The sequence below is a fragment of the Anaerococcus obesiensis genome (assembly GCF_016599815.1).
Lineage (GTDB): Bacteria > Bacillota > Clostridia > Tissierellales > Peptoniphilaceae > Anaerococcus > Anaerococcus vaginalis.
On record NZ_CP067016.1, the window covers coordinates 1,390,049 to 1,409,001 of the forward strand.

Genomic DNA, 18,953 nt, shown 5'->3' on the forward strand with positions numbered 1-18,953 from the left:
AATAAGTGGAGGATAAGTTATGAAACCAGATATATTAAAGAAAACCAAAATTGTATGTACAATAGGACCAGCTTCACAATCTCCAGAAGTTTTGGAGCAATTGATTAAAAATGGAATGAATGTAGCAAGATTAAATTTCTCACATGGATCTCATGAAGAACATCTTGAAAAAATTAAAACTATAAAAAGAATAAGAAGAAAATTAAATGTTCCTTTGGGACTTATGCTTGATACAAAAGGTCCAGAAATTAGAATTGGAAAATTTGAAGAAAAGGAATATTTCTTGAAACCAGATGATATTTTTACACTAACAACTAGAAATATTGTTGGAAATAAAGATATTGTATCAGTTTCATACGAAGGCTTACCACAAGATGTAGAAAAAGGCTCAATAATTTCAGTAGATGATGGTTTAATTCAACTTGAAGTAATTGAAATTAAAGATGGAACAGAAATAGTTTGTAGAGTACAAAATAATGGAGTAATTTCTAATAACAAAGGAGTAAATCTTCCGGGAAGAGTTACAAACCTACCATCAATAACACCAAAAGATGTAGATGATATTAAATTCGGAATTGAAAACGGCATTGACATGATAGCAGCATCTTTTGTTAGAAAAAAAGAAGACATTTATGATATAAGAAAAGTCCTTGAAGATCATGGCGGAGAAGATATTTTGATTATATCAAAAATAGAATCTCAAGAAGGTGTAGATAATGCTGATGAAATAATCGAAGCGAGCGATGGAATTATGGTTGCAAGAGGAGATTTAGGAGTAGAAATTAGAACAGAGCTTATTCCTCTTGTACAAAAAGAAATTATTAGAAAATGTAATAAGGCTGCAAAACCAGTAATTACAGCTACACAAATGCTAGATTCAATGCAAAGAAATCCAAGACCTACAAGAGCAGAAACAACCGACGTTGCAAATGCAATTATAGATGGAACAGATTGTGTAATGCTTTCAGGAGAAACAGCAGCAGGAAAATATCCAGTTGAAGCTGTTAAAACTATGAGAGATATTTGTATTACAACAGAATTATCAGACGATTTCGAAGAAAATATTTATCAAACAGAAATAGATAGAAAAATCACAACAACAAACGCAATTTCAAAATCAACTTGTACAATAGCAAGTCAATTGAGAGCAAAAGCTATAATTACTTGTACAGCATCAGGAAATACAGCAAAGGCAGTTTCTAAATTTAGACCAAGAACAAATATAATTGCATGTACAATAGATGAAAAAGTTGCAAGAAGATTGTCAGTGTCATGGGGAGTATATCCAATAATTGTAGATACAGCTTATGAAACAGACGAACTAATTGAAAGAGCAATAGTTGGAGCATTAAAAGAAAATTACGTACAAGAAGGAGATTTGACTGTACTTACAGCAGGAATTCCACTAGGAGTTTCAGGAACATCAAACCTAATAAAAGTTCACGTAATTGGAGATATAATTGCAAACGGAACAGGCGTTGGAAACAAATCCGTTTCAGCAAAAGTTGTAGTTGGTTCAACAAAAGAAGAGCTTGAAGGAAAATTTGAAGATGGCGATATAATTGTTGCAAAATATACCGACAAAGATATAAACGAATTTATGGAAAGATCTTCAGGAGTTATTGCAGAAAACGGAGGACTAACAAGCCACACAGCAGTTGTAGCAATCCACTTTGGAATTCCAGCAATACTTGGAGTAAAAAACATTACAAACCTATTAGAAGACGGAGATACAATAACACTTGATCCACTTGGAGGAATAATCTACAAGGGAGAAGCAAAGGTATTATAATGGAAATAAAAAATATCAAAATAATTGATATTCTACAAGACGGTAGGGCAGTTGCAAAAACACAAAGCAAAACTGCCTTCATAGAAGGCGCAATTTACGGAGAAATTTGCAATATAAAAGTAAATAATGAAAAAAAGAATTTCTTTGAAGCAGAAAAAACAAAAACTTTAGAGAAATCCCCCTACCTTAGAAAACCACCATGTCCATATTATTATGAATGTGGTGGTTGTTCTATTATGGATATAAATTATAAAACTCAAATAAAATTAAAGAAAAATTTAATAAAAAATGCCCTATTAAAATCAGCAAAAATAAAAATAGACGATATAGAAATACTAGAAGGAGAAGAATTTGGATATAGAAATAAAATTAGGTTACAAATAAATAAGAATGGAAAACTTGCCTATAACAAAAAATATTCCAATGACCTTGTAGAAATAAAAGATTGCCTTTTAGCAAAAGATTTAATAAGAGAAAATCTAGAAAAAATAGAAAAAATCACAAAAGATATTACAAAAAAATATCCAAATAGCCTAGAAGAAATCACAATAAGAGCAAACGAAAAAGAAATACTTTTAAATATAAAAATAAAAGACGAAAAAATTATCCCATATATAAAAAATCAATACAAAGATTCAACTTACAACATTAACCTAATAAATAAAAAAGAAAAAATAAATATTTCAGGCAAAGATTATCTCATATATAATCTATTAGGAAAAAAATTCAAAATATCTATGAACGATTTTTACCAAGTAAATGATTATATGACAGAAAAATTATACAAAACGGCCAAAGATTTCTTGGGAGAAAATCAAAAAGTCCTAGACTTATTTTGTGGCTCAGCAACAAGCTCAATCGCCATAAACGATGATCATGTTGTAGGAATAGAAATAAACAAAAACGCCATAAAAGATGCAAAAGAAAATGCAAAAGAAAATGATCTAAAAGATTATAAATTCATAGCAAAAAACGCAAACTATATAGACGATAAATTTATAAAAAAAGAAAAAATAGACGCCATAGTTCTAGACCCACCAAGAGCAGGATTAGATAAAGAAATAATAAAAACCATAGCAAAAACAAAAATAAAAAAAATAGTCTACATCTCCTGTAACCCCCAAACACTAGCAAGGGATATAAAAAGATTCCAAGAAAATGGATATAACTTAGAAAAAATCAAGGGGTGTGATATGTTTTCAGAGACTATGCACGTTGAGATGGTTGCATTGATTGCAAGGGACTAGTCCTGCAGCAAACAATATTGCAACGTCCATGTGAGAGGGCTCCGCAAAGCAAGGCGAAGACGTAGCTGAGCGGCTTAGCCCAGACCACTGAGGCTCTAGTATTGATGACAAGGGAATAGATACCTAAGGGTTCTGAAAGCCTTGAAATCAATAGGTTTATGAATTTTGAACTAAATAATTATATTATTAATTTTTTAGAATTATTGTTCAAAAATATCTTTCAAATACTTACTTGTAGCAACACTATAAATATTATGAAAGGGTCGTGTCAAAACTTTGGATATTTTGTTAGATTGTGTCAACGGTATGGATGGAGATAAAGTCGGTTTGTAAGTGAAAATTTAATATATGGTATTAATAAAAAATGTGAAAAATAGTAATAAATTCAATTTGTTTTTGATGGATGGTAAAGTAATAGGACGAATTAATTGCACACTGGCTAATTGGACTGGATTAGCTTTTAAAGTGCATAGAACTCATCTATATAAATGTAAAGAGAACGGTGAAATAGTTGATGATACCCTTAAAAAAACCGGATATTTAATAGGCCTTCTTATGCTACAGGTTTTATATTGGGGATGCATTCTTATTACATGATTTATATCATTTGAAGCAATATGGTATTATGACTATAGTTTTACCTCATGGAGTATTATTTAGAGGGAATGCTGATGGAGAAATAAGAAAAAATCTGATAGAATAAAATAAATACAATTATGGAGTTGATAAGTCTATTTGGAATGAGATTCCAATTTATAAGTTACATATGATAACAAAGGGATTTGGTTTATTTGATATTATAGAGCGTATATTCTAACTAAGGAGGCGACATGTGGATTTAAGAGATTTTAGAAAGTGGTTATTGGAAAAAAACTTCAAGAAGATGAATTATTTATAGAGTCGATAAATTGTTATAATACAAAAGCATACAGAGCAAGCTATCTTTTTCATATTTAGCTTTTCTTAGAAAGATAACTAATGATGTATTAAAATATAATGGAATTCCTGAAAAGTATTGTCCATTTATTTCTGATGAAACCGAAAGAGAGAAAAAATGGATAAAAGAAATAGAACACTTGAATAATGATAATAAATGGGAAGATAAAATATTCGAATTGATGGAAACTGGAAGTGAAAGGAACATATTTAAAATTCAAGATAATAATAGAACCATATTACAAGATATGAAACATTTGAGAAACTCTGCTGCTCATAATAAGAATCGTAATATTTATGAAAATACAATTTTATCACTTTGGGATAATATTGTATATCTAAACGAATTGTATGTAGTTGGCGGGTCTCTAGAATTGTGGATTAGAAAATTAGATGAGATAAGTAAATATAGTAATTTATTAAAATCGGATATAACAAAACTATCTAATGAGTTATATAATGATTATTTTTATTTCCTAATGGTTTAAAAAAGAAGGCATTCAAGGATATATCAGATAGAATGATAAAATTATTTACACCTGACTTATCTAATATTTTTAATAAAGATCAATATTCGGATGAAGTGTTAATATTGATTTTTGAAAAAATATTTTCAATAAACAATGCCGATGAATATAAATGGGTTGTTCCTAAATTAGAGGTTTGTTTAACTGTTTGCTTAAAAGAATATAGAATTAATTGTGAAGAAATTGATTATTTGGATGCGTTTAAAGATTTAGGAAATATTGAGATTTTTGATGATAAATCAGAACAAGTTATAATCGGATTTTATAACAAAATTTATAATAAGTTTAAAAAATCTAAAAATAATATCATAAATTATTTTGTTAGAACAATACATAGAAATAGAGAACTTGAATTCAAAGAATTAATAATTGATGATTATAATTTATTGAAGGATGAGACTTTAATTTCAATAATGTTACTTAAAATAAAAAAATATATACTTATAGAAATTCAATTAATATAATAGTAAGCACCAGTACTTTTGATTACGTCTGTTTTTCAGGCTACTTATCTATTATTTCATTACTGTTTAGGATATATTCATCCATGAGTAATGAGGATTTGAAAGTCTGGATGAGAAATTGAAAAATGGCTTGGATGATTTTATCGGTAGATGTGAATTATTGTTAGAAACTAATTATAGTGATTCAGAAAATGGAATGCTCTCAATGAAAAAGGATATTGAGGAGTTAAAAAATAGTATAATAAAATAAATTATTAGAGCATCTACTTGAGTAGATGCCTTTTTAATGTTGATTTTTAAGGAGCAATATGGACATAATTAAAAAAATAATTGGAACAATTAAATCAAGGGATAAGCCAAATGATAATATATCTGATAATAGGCATAGATATATTACAGGCATATTATCTATGCTAATAGTGATATTGCTTAACAAACTTTCGCATATTTAATTTACGTCTAAAATAAGATTAAATAATATATTAGACTATAATTATTATTGATTTACTAATTAATCTCGTCTATAATAAGATTAAACAGTAAAATAGACGGAGGAACGCATGTATTTAAAAAGAGCAATTGAAGATAAATTAAAAGAGACTATTAAACACTATCCAGTAATCTTAGTTACTGGGCCAAGACAGGTTGGAAAGACAACTCTATTAAAGGAGATATCTAAAGATACTCATAAATATATAACTATGGATGATTTGATGCAAAGAAAATTGTTAGATGAAGATTCAAACTTATTTTTTAAAAACAATTCTAGTGCTTTATTATTAGACGAAATTCAATATGTTCCTGACGCGTTTCAAGCAATAAAGCTTAAAGTGGATGATCATGGAAAGCAGGGATACTATTTATTAACAGGTTCGCAATCTTTTCTTTGATGGAGCATGTGTCTGAAAGTTTGGCGGGGAGAATAGCAATTTTCCAATTGCAAGGTTTATCTTTAAGAGAAATCTTTAAGGCTGAGTTTAATAAGTGTTTTATTCCTAATGAAGAATATTTTTCAGAGAGAGAAAAATCTTTAAGTGTATGTGAAGATATTTGGTCATATATTCACAGAGGATATATGCCTAAATTAAACATCAATGAGGATATAGATTGGAATATTTACTATCAATCATATGTGCAAACCTATATCGAAAGAGATGTAAGGCAGATTACTAAAGTAGGTGACGAGAAAACTTTTATGGATTTTATGATTTCAATAGCATCTCGTTCGGGTGAATTATTAAACTATAATGCCATAGCTAAAGACATAGGGGTAAGTTTGGATACAGTAAAAAGATGGACTTCAATACTAGAAACGTCTGGTATTATTTATTTACTTTATCCATACTCTAATAATCATTTGAAAAGGGCCATAAAAACTCCAAAGGTATATTTTATGGATACAGGGTTATTATGCTATTTAACTAGGTGGTTAACCAAAGAAACTCTTCAATTCGGTGCGGCTGCAGGCAATGTATTTGAAACTTTCGTAATATCTGAAATAATTAAAAGTTATTATAATGCCGGAATATCTAAACCAAGCTTATATTTTTATAGAGATAGAGATCAGAAAGAAATAGACTTAATTATTGAGCATGGAAAAGACTTGTACCCTATAGAGATTAAAATGACTGGAAAGCCTGAAGCGAAAATGGCAAAGAATTTTTCTATATTAAAAAATTTATCGAATATGAATGTTAAGGCAGGAGTAATTCTGTGTCAATATGATAAAAAATATGGCTAAAAGATGATTTGATTTCAGTACCTATTGAGTATTTATAGTAAAATCTTTTAAAAAAATGTATGGGAATTAAAATTGAAACGTTGAATGCTATATTAGTAATAAAATTAATTGAAGGAATAGAGATAAATTGAATTACCATAATAGTTGAATTTAAGTAAGGAATAAAAATAGAAGTAAAATAAATTAAAGACTCTACATATAAGTAGGGTCTTTTTTGTGTATAATAAAGTTAATAATTTTGTTTATGATGATGTGGGTTTAGATTATGGAGCAAAATATGATTACTTTGACATGTTTTCGAATACGACATCAACGTAAAAAAGTCCCATGATATGTTTGCCAATACGAGGAAATATAAAAAAATCAATGATATGTTTACCAAAACGTAAAAATGGACTTTTTACTCATAGTGTTGACTCGAGGCATGTGGAGATGATAGTATTGATGTCCAAAAAGTAAGAATTTGAATTTATAATATAATAGGAGTTTATCTGGAGGTTATGAATGGATTACAAGGAAATATACGCTTCACAAATTGATATTTTGTGGGAACTTCAAAAGCAATATAAAGCAGAAATAGGAGAGGATATACCGAATGATATATCCAAGAAACGTCTGAAAGATGCAATCAGCAAAGGGGAAATATTATTTTTCGGAGCATGGGAAGGTGATGCATTGGTAGGCTGCTGTTCAATAACAGTTGGTTTTTCAACTTTTGACTATATGCCAAGTGGAATATTTGAAGATTTTTTCATATGTCCTGACTTTCGTCATAAAGGAATAGCACGTCAGCTAGTCCAATTTGCATATAGGTCAAGTGCTATAAGTTCAATGACTGTTGCTTGTGCACAATGCGATATAAAAATGTATAAATCACTTGGATTTTCAATTCAGCTTGGAAACCTGTTTGCATTTGAACCATAAGTTACAGTCGTTAGATAAAAAATATAAAGGAGAAAACTATGGAGCATAATTGCGCTATTATTAATGATAAAAAAGCATTTAGATATAGAGCGGCAGCCATCATAGTCGAAGAGGGCTCTGTGCTACTTGCAAGAAATGATGAGGACGACTATTACTACTCAGTAGGAGGTGCAGTCCAAATGGGCGAGACATCAGAAGAAGCCGTGAAGAGAGAAGTATTTGAAGAGACAGGTGTTAATTACAAGGTAGACCACCTTGCCGTCATACACGAGAATTTCTTCATAGGCAGCTCCTGCATAGAAGGAGTAGACTTCCATGAGCTTACCATCTACTACATGATGAAGCCTATGGGAAAAAGAAATTTTACGAGTCAAAGTACTACAGAGACAGGTGCTAAAGAGACAATGCATTGGGTGCCTATAGATGAGCTTGATAAGTGCAAGGCATATCCGACATTTATGAAAGAATATCTTAATTCGGAGCATAGTGGCATAGAGCATATAATTGCAGATGAAAGATATTAATGAAGCTCACCATTATGGCAAGAGCTTGTCCCATAAATATTATTTCATTAAAATTGACAAATAACCGCCAATGATATATTATTATAATTAACAGTACCCGACACGCCTCTTAACAATGCGGACCAAGTCGGGTTTTTTTATTATAAGTAGTAATAGCGTGAAGAAATCTCATCAAGCTCCCATAGATGTAAACGAGCAAATAGAAAATTTAATATCTTTAGATTTACAAATAGAAGATAAAGATTATGCAAAAATTGTGCTTAACAGAGTATCCTATTATAGGATTGTAAAGGCTTATAGTATAACTTTAAAAGAAAATGGGAAGTACATAGAAGCAACTACTTTTGAAAATATAGTTGATCTATATTTATTTGATATGGAACTTAGACATATTCTGTTTTCGTTGATAGAACATATAGAAGTTTATTTAAGAGCTGCAATCACTAATTACTTTTCATTAAAATATGGGAATTTTGGATATAAAGATTTAAGTAACTATAAGAAAAAGAATTTTCAGAAGAGTACCCTAAAGGAATTACAAAGAAAAATAAAAAGAAATAAGAAATCACCATTTATACATAACTTCGAAAAAATTATGAAGGCAGAGAGATTCCATTCTATGCTGCAATAGAGGTAGCAAGTTTTGGCACACTTTCTAAAATGTACAAGAATATGGAGAATGAAAATAAGAAAGAAATTGCCAAAGAATTCGAGGTTGATTATATTTATTTAGAATCTTGGATTGAGAACTTGTCTTATGTCAGAAATATATGTGCTCATTATGGCAGATTGTACGGAGCTAAATTAACCAAGACTCCAAAGTTGTATAAAGAATATTTAAACCAAGGAATATCTAATAACACCATTTTCGCTAGTATTATTAATTTGAAGATACTGGCTAATCAAGAGTATTATGAGAAATTTTATAGTGACTTATTAGAAATAATTAATAAATATGGATCAGTAGAATTAAAGCACTTAGGATTTATAGAGAAATGGGAAAGCATTCTTTAATGATTTCAGAATAAACCAAAAGAATAATTACTGAAAAGCAGCTCCAAGTGAGCTGTTTTTACATAATATAGGATGGTATAATAAAATCAGCAAAAATAGTAATGGAGGTGATTTTTTGACAGGTATGGAAAAAATTATAGATTTAATTAACTTAAAACAAGAAGGTAGTTATTGGGATTTTAAGAAAGAATGGTATAAATCTGAAAACAAAGACAAACAAGATTTACTCCATGATATTATTTGTATGTCTAATAATTTGGAAAGTAAGGATGCAATTATAATAATTGGAGTCGATGAAGATGACAACTATAACATTAGGGATGTAAGTGAAGATGAAGGAAGAAGAAATACCCAAAACATAGTTGATTTTCTAAAAGACAAAAAATTTGCGGGTGGTTTAAGACCAACGGTATATGTAAAAAGCTATCAAATATTAGGTAAAACAATTGATGTAATAGTGATATTGAATGACAATAACACACCATATTATTTGACAGATAAGTTTCAGGGAATTAGGGCGAATTATATTTACACGAGAATTCAAGATACTAACACACCTATAGATAGATCAGCAGATTTAGATAAAGTTGAATATTTGTGGAAAAAACGATTTGGATTAACTCAAACAGTTTTAGACAGATTTGAGATTTATCTTGAGGATTATGAAAATTGGAATGATGGTCCATATGGTGAAATGCAAAAGTACTACAAGTATTTTCCAGAGTTCACTATCGAATATAAGAGTGATAGAGATGAAAGAGATGGGTATGAATATTATCTTTTTTCTCAAACAGATTCAAGACCACATTGGTATGATATAAAATTTAAATATCATCAGACATTATTGAAAGAATTAGGTGGGGTTGCTTTAGATGGAGGTAGGTACTTCACGCCTTGCCCTGAAATAGATGGAATTACATTAGACAAAAACAAAAGCTTTAGTTGGGATTTTTCATATAGATATTTTACGAAAGGAACTTTTTTTACAAATTAAATCAGTTTTTCTTTTATCAAGAATCCTTCAGTGATAAGTTCTCTAGACAGGAATTCTTTGAAGTAGTACTATTATTTGAATCGGAAGAAGAGCGTATTGAATTTAAAGAATTTGTTAGGAATAATTGGTATAATAGAAAAAAATATTTAAAAAATGTACACATGCCAAATATTCCGAATTTTCCACAGTACAAAGAGGGGCATTTGTTGAAGAATATGAAAATGCATTAGTTCTCAATAAAATGTTAGAAGAATTTAGAAATAGTGCAGAATAAATATGTTCCCACATACAAGGCTTTTGAAAAAATTACAATTTTATCCATACTGACCACTCAAGCCACGTGGAGACGGTAGCACTTTTGTCTAAACTTGATGTCGATAAACACATAAGTGTTAAAATATAGCTGGATTTGACAAGTGCTGAAATTAAAGCAAAATATAAGCAAATCAAAAAGATGTACTGTTTAGATGATAGAAGTGCAGAATGAACAAAAAAATTACTAGCATTTATGATATATGTAGAAGATAAAATCAAGTAATATTGTTTAACGAAGAAATAAATCAATAATTTATTCATTTTGAAAAAGTGAGTGGATTATTGGAGAAATTTGTTTATTTTGCAATTATCATTATGACAATAATTGCAAGAGAGTATACAAAGTTTTTAATTCGACGCGGATGAATTTAATGACCTATAACATATTCAGGGTATTGATCGTAGCATTTTTAATTATATATATTTTTTGTATATTATAAAAATAATATGTGGTAAAACTATAGTGATGATCTGTTTGATGAAAGTACCATAAAAAGTAATATTTTAGTTCCCCAACGGAGGAGGAAAATGCAAATGTTTAAGCGTGGCATAGGAATTGTAGCAATATTTATAATGATATTATGTTTAGGGGGTGCAGAATGAGTGCGAATTACACAAACAATACGGAAACAAAGGACCAGAATGTGGTTTTAACCGACCAGCAGAAAGAGATATTAACAAAGGAAGAACTTCCGCTTGATTACAGCCAACTTACCGGCAAACAAAGATTTATCTTAGTATGGCGGACTATATGCTGACATATGTAAATGAGAAATATGCGCCGTATGGAGTGCATTTTACATATATTGCCTATCATCATCCGGAACTGCTGGATAAGGAAGCGCGCATATTGATTGTTCCCGACGGATATGACCCGGAAATTGATACGGTTGAAGTGTCGAAAAAGGATGGAAATTATGAGGACGACTATTTGGATTTTGCAGTACGAATTGAATTTGAAAAGTTGCTTAATAAACATTTTGCGGAGTTTTTGCCGGAAGAACAGTTTCGTGTGTATGTATCGAGTCTTGATGTTGGAGATGTGAAGACGGAAGAACTTACAAAATTGAATGAAGATTTTTTAATGCAGCACACTATTTCAAGGATAGGGGCTTACATCCTTATCTCGGATGAGATTTGTAAAACGGATGATGAACTGATGAAATTTACGACAGAGTTTTTTACGTGGATGAAAGAAAATAAGTTTTATGGCGGTCCGTGGGTGGAAGTGTGTAGAAACGAAAGATTTACATCTTCTGAACATAAGGATTTTTCGGAGGTAAGGGAAGGAAGAATAGCATTTGCGCTTGGAACTGTTCGCAAAGGTCAAGAATTTGATATTGAAATACGTGGCAGTGTTGAGCAAGGAGGAAAATAACAATGAATGGTAACGTATTAACAGATGAAGAATTGATGCTGTTAGAGCAAAATAGAAAGCTATAATCAGAGGAAAGTTAACACTGATAAATTTCTAAAAATTTTCTTAAAATAATCAATAATTCAAATTCCAGTTTGTAGAACTCAGTAAAACAAATTCTGATTGATGTGGCAATAAAGGAGTGAAATAAAATGATTTACGAACCCGAAAATCTAAAAAATAAAAGAGCAATATATGAAAAAAGAGATAAATGGCTTATCCGATTGGCCTTGCTATTTTGGGCGGTACTGCTATTTATTTATGTGAACATAGCTCCCTATGTAAAATCAACAATTGGCTTTTTAGGCGTTATCGTTGGTGGTATTGCCGTTATTAGTATTGTTTATCTCTTTACTGTATTCTTTGTTTTAATGCTTAGAGGACGTCAATTCAGAAAACTGAATAACGATATTGTAAAAGAATATCAAGAAAATAAAAACGGAGAACTCTTTTTAGAGAAACTTCTTGCAATAGATACGAAACCTAAAGAAATGCAGGATGAAATGATATGGTATCTCAATATTGCAACTGCATTTAATGTGTTAGGTAAACGAAATGAATGTATTGTTTTATTTAAACAATTAGAAGAAGTTGCAACAGAAAAAGAGAAAGAATATATTCAAAATAGAATCAAATTTGTGCAAGAACAATCAGAAAAAGACGATACTCATTAAGAGTTACAATAAAATTAACAAAGACGGGATATAGTCAGATGTATTGTACTATTCCCCATGTTATTTTTAGTGTAATATCAAGGCCCATTCAATCGTGGTAAAATAAATGGTTTTCTATACTTTAAAACGCTTGAGAGTATGGTATTGATGCCAATGAAATAAAATAACAAGATATAAAAGTGTTGAAGCAGGTGGCTTTTAGGATATTTTAAAGAAATCTTAAAAGCTATTTTTCTATTATATCTAAAGAAATATTTATGCGAGTCAAAGAAGAAATGGATAGACGATCTAATATGGTAAATGGCAAAGGAAAGAGAAGAATTAATTCAAGCAAATACACACTTTCAAGTATTGTCTACAGCTCTAAACGCAGAGATATCTAAAAGCATTAAATTAAAAGAAATAATAAAAAAGAATATTTAAAAAGCCATAACGGGTGATGGAAGTAGCCAGATAGAAGAAATAGAAGAAATCACAATAAGAGCAAACGAAAAAGAAATACTTTTAAATATAAAAATAAAAGACGAAAAAATTATCCCATATATAAAAAACCAATACAAAGATTCAACTTACAACATTAACCTAATAAATAAAAAAGAAAAAATAAAAAATATTTCAGGCAAAGATTATCTCATATATAATCTATTAGGAAAAAAATTCAAAATATTTATGAACGAATTTTACCAAGAACGAGAAAAATGTTGAATTATCGAACTGAACTTATGCCTGAAACTGTTAGTGGTACAAAAAATGAAAATGCAGCCTATGTGTTTTCTGATTTTTATATAAGCAATGAAGATATTGAAGATAGTGAATTATCATCAATATTTGAAACATTTGCAAAGGGCGGAATTTATAAAGATTGTTGTTTTGGGAACTCATGTACACATGCACTGGTTAGACAAAAAAAGCTTATGAATAGAAATATTGAAAAATCAGAAGGGATAACTTTCATTGTAGGAAAATTAAAAGAGCCATATATAGTGCAAGTAATAGGTTAAATAAATGATGAATTGCAAATAATATTGCGACACCTAAACCAAACTAAGTTCGTGCATAAATAAATCAAATGGAGTTGGGTCTGTAAATAATTTTGTGTATCAACCTAAATCCTGACATGATATGTACCCTCTTTACTGGACAAATCAGTAAGGAGGGTATTTTTATGAAATATATCTATGAGTTTAAAAAAAACTGTATAGAATTATATAAACAAGGTAATGGTCTGATACACCTAGAGGTATCAACAAATATTACTTCCGTAACTACATAAGAAGATGGAATAATTTAGTAGAAACACATGGAATTGAGGTATTAAAGCATAAATCTCATATATATCCATAAATTTTGTAATTGTTAACCCATGAATAAAGTTGTCCGGGATTAATACCGATTTCAATTGCTACAGACCTTATTGTTTTCCTGCTAGCACTTTGCTTACTATTTCTAATTTCTCATCAGTTGTCCACTTGATATTATTTCCATGTTTTAAAATTTCTGGACCAGGAAGTTCTTCTCAAAGAGATGGTAGGTCTTTTTTATTAATTTTATATTACAATTAATTTTGTTTAATTTACTATATTATTAATGGTATACTGTGAATATGACTATTAAAATTCTATTAAGAGGATAAGAATGAAAAATATTTTAATCATAGAAGATAATAAAGAGATAGCGTTACAAATGGAAAAGTATTTGGTTAATAATGGTTATGATGTAGAGATTGCATCGTCTTTTTACGAAGCGACCTATAAGATGAATGTAGATATGGATGTGGCACTATTGGACATAAATCTACCAGATAAAGATGGTCAGCATTTGATAGAGAGATTAAAAGATAAGGACATAAGAGTTATTGTAACAACTGTAAAAAATGATGAAGATTTTATAGTTAAAGCCCTTGATCAAGGAGCAGACGACTATTTAACTAAACCATTTTCCCTTGCAATATTAAGAGCAAGAATTGATGCGGTTTTAAGAACAATACCTCTAAGTCAAGACAAAAAAATTACTCACAAGGATATCAAAATAGATTTAAATGATTCAAAAGTTTATTTTAAAGGTAAGCAAATAGAGCTAACTTCACTTGAATATGAAATCCTAGTCTTATTTATCAAAAATCCTCACAGGGTTTTCACAAGAAGCCAACTTTTAGAAATGTTTTGGGAAGATAGGGATAAGTTTGTAAATGACAATACTCTCACATCAACTATTAAGAGAATAAGAGAAAAAATTGATAGAGAAGTTATTACTACTGTCAGAGGAATCGGATATAGGATGGATTGAGATGCTATATATATTTTGGATAATAAGTCTTTTACTTCTTTATTATTTTTTAGAATAAAGAAAGAAAAATAGAATAAATGAGCTTATAGATCTGATAGAAAATATGAAAAATCAGGACTACAAAATTCCTATGAAGCAAGATGATTTTTCAATTTTGGAAGATAAAATTTATAAGCTTTTTATAGAAATAGTAGAAGCCAAAGAAACGACAAGCACTAGAAATAGTGAAAAGCAAATAGAATACCTAGAAGATATTGCCCATCAGATAAAAACTCCAATTACTTCTATGATTTTTTCTATAGAAAATTTAGAGTTGGACTATCCAGATAGTAGAGATATAGAGATTTTAAAAAGACAACTCTTAAGATTAAACTCTTTATCAGATATTTTACTCAAACTATCAAGCCTTGATGCAAATAAAGAACTTATGAAAAATGAAGATGTTCGTCTTGATGAGTTGATCTTTTATTCTCTAGATACTCTTAATTTAAAAAAATCTGTAAGAATAATAATAGATGATAGTCTAAAGGAAAATAGTATTTGTGGAGATTTTTATTGGCTGGCAGAAGCTATCATAAACATTCTTAAAAATGCAGATAATAGAAAATCTTGCGATAAAATAACAATTTCATCTGAAAAAAATCCACTCTATACAAGCTTAATTATTGAAGACAATGGCGGTGGAATAGAAAAAGAGAATATAAAAAAAATCTTTAAACGATTCTATAAAACGCCCGACTCAAATGGTTTTGGAATTGGCCTTGCTATGGCAAAGACAATTGTCGAGAAAAACAACGGGGATATTTCTGTTTCAAATATAGATTGTGGAGCAAGATTTGAAATAAAATTTTACAATGTCACCTAAAAATCACTTTACTTTTATATGCTTACCTTGACATAAGAAAAAGGAGGCAAGTATGGAAATTTTAAAAGTAGAAAATTTAAGAAAAGAATACGGCGAGGGTAATTCCAAGGTAGTGGCCCTAGATGGAGTTGACCTTACAATAGAAAGAGGCGAATTTGTCGCTATTGTTGGACCAAGTGGGTCTGGCAAATCTACACTTTTGCATATCATAGGAGGAGTAGATAGTCCAGATGATGGCAAAGTTTATATAGATGGTAACGACATCTCAAAGTATTCTTCAAAGGAATTAGCCTACTTTAGAAGAAGAAAAGTCGGACTAATCTATCAATTTTATAATTTGATTCCCAACTTAACGGTTCGTCACAATATAGAACTTCCATTAAAACTTGATAAAAGAAAAATAAATCAAGATGAATTTTCAGATATAGTAAAAAAACTGGGTATAGAAAGTAAACTTGACTCTTTTCCAAGTGAGCTTTCAGGAGGTCAGCAGCAAAGAGTTGCCATAGCTAGAAGTCTTATCTACAATCCATCTATAATATTAGCGGATGAACCAACAGGTAATTTGGATAGAAAAAATTCTAAGGAAATAATTGAAATTTTTAAATATTTTAACAAGACTTTAAAACAGACGATTATCCTAATCACCCATGACGAAGAAATAGCCTTACAAGCAAATCGAATTATTACAATAGTCGATGGAAAAATTGTAGGAGATGAGAAACATGAATAAGAAGAATTTTCCTATTTTCATCTCATTATTTATTGTAAGTCTGTTTTTTACTGTGGTTTTTTATTACGGATATACAAATATGAAGGCTAACTATGGTTATTACATGGCTTCAAGCTTTTATCATGGAGAGATTAGAGAAGAACTTTCAAATGAAGATGTTGAAAAACTAAAGTCCATTGAAGATATAGATTTGGTCGGAAAAATGTCTCTTAATTCTGATAATGGAAAACTTGCTGACGATTTAGTAGTTATTAACTACCAAGACGAAGCAATCAATAAGATGAGGGAGTATTCAAGACTTATTGAAGGCAGATTTGCTGAAAAGGAAGATGAGATTGTACTATCTAAAAGCCTTGTAGAGAAAAACAAACTTAAAATAGGCGACAAGCTAGAACTTGATTTGGGCAAAAGGTTTTTAAATGGCGAAGAGATAGGTCCCACAAGTGCAAATACTGACAGGGAAAAATTTGAGAGACAAGGCTCTAAAAGCTTTACTTTAGTTGGTGTTTACGGAGATGTCTACAACAAGTACAGTAGACTAAGTTTTGCTCTTGGGCTACAAGATAAAATTACCACCTTCAGAACCTTTATTAAAGTTTAATTCTTTTGAAGAAGCTTATAAGAATAGAAATAAGATACAAAGTGAAATAAATAATACACTTGGTAAAAATGTTAATTTAGAATTTTCCGAAAGTCTCATAAATTATTACGGAGTGGAAAACGAACCCTTACAAAATATAATGAGACAGGCTGTTCTTGTTCTATCAGTTCTTGGATGTATAGCGATCTTTGTGTTTTTTATTAAAAACATCTTTTGGGTTTGGGGGCTTAGGAAGATTAGAGAGCTTTCTATTTATAAGTCCATAGGATCTACCAATGGACAAATTTATCTCTTACTTCTAAAGGAAGGACTTGTTACAACTGCAATTCCAATACTCTTAGGACATCTCGTAGGATTTTTCTTTATGTATTGTTTGTATAAAAACATAACAATAGGTGAAGGAGTAAGTGCCTTTGAAGTGATGCAATTTAATCCCTTATTAAGTTTGGCAATACTTGTAGTTTCCTTTGTGATTGTGGCATTAGCCATTAAATCCCCTGCGAAAAAGATTTCTAAAATAAATATTATAGACGGCATAAGAGGAAATATAGATTTTTCAAAATCAAAGAAGAAAAGAGCCAAAGATTTTTGGAAGGAATTAAAGCTCAACAACTTAGCTTCAATAAAATCACAACGATATATTTCTGCAATAGGGATAATTATAATTTCGGTTTTTATAATCATCATAGGCATCTCAACATATTACAGAGATTTTTCGCATTACGATGCTGGCTATAATTTTTCCGTGGACTATTTTAGTGAAAATAACCAAGTCCCAAAAATATTAAAAGAAATTGTAGATAAAATTCCTAACGAGAAGTCTTATATTTCAAAAGATAAATATGTTCAAGTGGAAAATACAAATGAATTCTCAAAAAAAGCAAAGGCAGCTGGATTAGATGAAGAAGCGAGAAAGAATATTAAAAAATATAAGGCAAAGGGTATGGATGGATTTATCATCGCCTTGGAAGAAAAAGACTTAAAAGAACTTGGAGGAAAGAAGGGTGAATTTGTACTCTACAATACAATTCAAGAAGATTCTTCTATTCCAATAGCAAAGGCAAAGAGAATTCCATATTATGAAAACCCACAGACTTTAGACATTAACTTTGAAAATGATTATAAGAAGACTATTAAAATTTCAAAGACAATAACAGATTTGGGAAAATATAAGTCAAGAACAATGCCTTTTGATGTAAAAGTTTATACAGATTTTGACACTTATTTTAAACTTATGGAAGAAGCAGGTGATGAGATGTATACGGAATATGCCTATACTTTAAATATGAAGATAAAAGATTCTGATACCAAAGATGTAAAAGAATATGTAGAGGCCATGATAGAAGTAAAATCTCACCAGAAGATCGCTTTAATATCACAACAGGTGAGGAGACCGCAAAAAATGAATATAATGATTTGAAAAGTCTAATAAAAATTGTAATAGGAATTGCATCAATCATCTTTGTACTAAATATCACCAATGGATACTCATCCATTAATTTAAGTCTTATGAGCAGAAAAAAAGAAATCGGAAGTCTCTACTCATGTGGTATGGATGTGGATGAGTTAAAGAGTATTTATCAAAAAGAATTTATTGGAGAACAGGTAAAATCCTTTATAATTTCTATTATGGTTAGCTTAGGAGTTATGTTTATAATATCGATAATCGCTTCTGATTTAAGAATGAGTACTTTAATAAAATATTATGACTACAAAAGCTTCCTAGGATTCTCACTAGTCGTCTATGGTATTAACCTAATCATCTATCATTTTTCTTTAAAGAGAATTTTAGACAGACCGACCATAGATTTAATTCGAACAATATAATTTCAAAGTAAGAGAAGTATATTAAGAAAAAAGTAAAAAATTATTTGTAGTTGGAATCGCAATTTTTGCTCC

17 protein-coding genes and 4 pseudogenes are annotated in these 18,953 nt (G+C 29.9%); all 21 read left to right on the plus strand.

The window, feature by feature from the left end; translation table 11 throughout:
- The first annotated feature begins 19 nt into the window (after positions 1 to 19).
- Entirely contained in the window at positions 20 to 1,792 is a 1,773-nt protein-coding gene (gene pyk, locus I6H46_RS07010; protein ID WP_019117960.1) for a pyruvate kinase, read from the plus strand.
- A complete protein-coding gene (gene rlmD, locus I6H46_RS07015; RefSeq protein WP_200225711.1) occupies positions 1,792 to 3,039 on the plus strand; it encodes a 23S rRNA (uracil(1939)-C(5))-methyltransferase RlmD in 1,248 nt (415 codons plus the stop codon). The genes pyk and rlmD overlap by 1 nt, the downstream gene beginning before the upstream one ends.
- Positions 3,040 to 3,664: 625 nt before the next feature.
- Positions 3,665 to 3,742 (plus strand): N-6 DNA methylase, encoded by a 78-nt coding sequence (locus tag I6H46_RS10075; RefSeq protein ID WP_232618490.1) that lies wholly within the window; start codon positions 3,665 to 3,667, stop codon positions 3,740 to 3,742.
- Positions 3,743 to 4,115: 373 nt separating this feature from the next.
- Positions 4,116 to 4,463 carry a hypothetical protein gene (locus tag I6H46_RS07025; protein WP_200225714.1) on the plus strand — a complete coding sequence of 116 codons (348 nt, stop codon included), beginning with the start codon at positions 4,116 to 4,118 and terminating at the stop codon, positions 4,461 to 4,463.
- A gap of 32 nt (positions 4,464 to 4,495) precedes the next feature.
- The gene (locus I6H46_RS07030; RefSeq protein ID WP_200225716.1) at positions 4,496 to 4,966 is read left to right on the plus strand and encodes a hypothetical protein; all 471 of its coding nucleotides are present in this window, start codon (positions 4,496 to 4,498) and stop codon (positions 4,964 to 4,966) included.
- 118 nt (positions 4,967 to 5,084) lie between these two features.
- Positions 5,085 to 5,216, plus strand: coding sequence for a hypothetical protein (locus I6H46_RS10325; RefSeq protein WP_267907440.1), 132 nt, complete (start codon positions 5,085 to 5,087; stop codon positions 5,214 to 5,216).
- Positions 5,217 to 5,526: 310 nt separating this feature from the next.
- On the plus strand, positions 5,527 to 5,856 hold the full coding sequence (locus I6H46_RS07035; protein WP_200225718.1) for an AAA family ATPase: 330 nt from the start codon (positions 5,527 to 5,529) through the stop codon (positions 5,854 to 5,856).
- A complete protein-coding gene (locus tag I6H46_RS07040) occupies positions 5,856 to 6,707 on the plus strand; it encodes an ATP-binding protein (protein ID WP_200225720.1) in 852 nt (283 codons plus the stop codon). The genes I6H46_RS07035 and I6H46_RS07040 overlap by 1 nt, the downstream gene beginning before the upstream one ends.
- A 504-nt stretch (positions 6,708 to 7,211) precedes the next feature.
- The gene (locus tag I6H46_RS07045; RefSeq protein ID WP_004838578.1) at positions 7,212 to 7,631 is read left to right on the plus strand and encodes a GNAT family N-acetyltransferase; all 420 of its coding nucleotides are present in this window, start codon (positions 7,212 to 7,214) and stop codon (positions 7,629 to 7,631) included.
- Positions 7,632 to 7,669: 38 nt separating this feature from the next.
- Positions 7,670 to 8,155 (plus strand): NUDIX hydrolase, encoded by a 486-nt coding sequence (locus I6H46_RS07050; protein WP_004838579.1) that lies wholly within the window; start codon positions 7,670 to 7,672, stop codon positions 8,153 to 8,155.
- Between the two features lie 115 nt (positions 8,156 to 8,270).
- A pseudogene (locus tag I6H46_RS07055) lies at positions 8,271 to 9,169 on the plus strand (Abi family protein).
- A gap of 124 nt (positions 9,170 to 9,293) precedes the next feature.
- A complete protein-coding gene (locus I6H46_RS07060; RefSeq protein ID WP_234287439.1) occupies positions 9,294 to 10,163 on the plus strand; it encodes an AlbA family DNA-binding domain-containing protein in 870 nt (289 codons plus the stop codon).
- Positions 10,164 to 10,500: 337 nt separating this feature from the next.
- Positions 10,501 to 10,563, plus strand: a pseudogene (locus I6H46_RS10595) (23S rRNA methyltransferase); the annotation flags it as partial.
- Between the two features lie 654 nt (positions 10,564 to 11,217).
- Positions 11,218 to 11,856 carry a hypothetical protein gene (locus tag I6H46_RS07065; RefSeq protein ID WP_200225722.1) on the plus strand — a complete coding sequence of 213 codons (639 nt, stop codon included), beginning with the start codon at positions 11,218 to 11,220 and terminating at the stop codon, positions 11,854 to 11,856.
- 191 nt (positions 11,857 to 12,047) lie between these two features.
- The gene (locus tag I6H46_RS07070; protein WP_019117935.1) at positions 12,048 to 12,569 is read left to right on the plus strand and encodes a hypothetical protein; all 522 of its coding nucleotides are present in this window, start codon (positions 12,048 to 12,050) and stop codon (positions 12,567 to 12,569) included.
- Between the two features lie 300 nt (positions 12,570 to 12,869).
- Positions 12,870 to 12,992 carry a hypothetical protein gene (locus I6H46_RS10330; RefSeq protein WP_019117934.1) on the plus strand — a complete coding sequence of 41 codons (123 nt, stop codon included), beginning with the start codon at positions 12,870 to 12,872 and terminating at the stop codon, positions 12,990 to 12,992.
- Between the two features lie 275 nt (positions 12,993 to 13,267).
- Positions 13,268 to 13,570 carry a hypothetical protein gene (locus I6H46_RS07085; RefSeq protein ID WP_019117933.1) on the plus strand — a complete coding sequence of 101 codons (303 nt, stop codon included), beginning with the start codon at positions 13,268 to 13,270 and terminating at the stop codon, positions 13,568 to 13,570.
- Positions 13,571 to 14,204: 634 nt separating this feature from the next.
- On the plus strand, positions 14,205 to 14,855 hold the full coding sequence (locus I6H46_RS07095; RefSeq protein WP_019117931.1) for a response regulator transcription factor: 651 nt from the start codon (positions 14,205 to 14,207) through the stop codon (positions 14,853 to 14,855).
- Between the two features lies 1 nt (position 14,856).
- Positions 14,857 to 15,720: pseudogene (locus I6H46_RS07100) on the plus strand (sensor histidine kinase).
- Between the two features lie 52 nt (positions 15,721 to 15,772).
- Positions 15,773 to 16,453 carry an ABC transporter ATP-binding protein gene (locus I6H46_RS07105; RefSeq protein WP_019117929.1) on the plus strand — a complete coding sequence of 227 codons (681 nt, stop codon included), beginning with the start codon at positions 15,773 to 15,775 and terminating at the stop codon, positions 16,451 to 16,453.
- A pseudogene (locus I6H46_RS10470) lies at positions 16,446 to 18,881 on the plus strand (FtsX-like permease family protein). The gene I6H46_RS07105 and the pseudogene I6H46_RS10470 overlap by 8 nt, the downstream one beginning before the upstream one ends.
- The last annotated feature ends 72 nt before the right edge of the window (positions 18,882 to 18,953 follow it).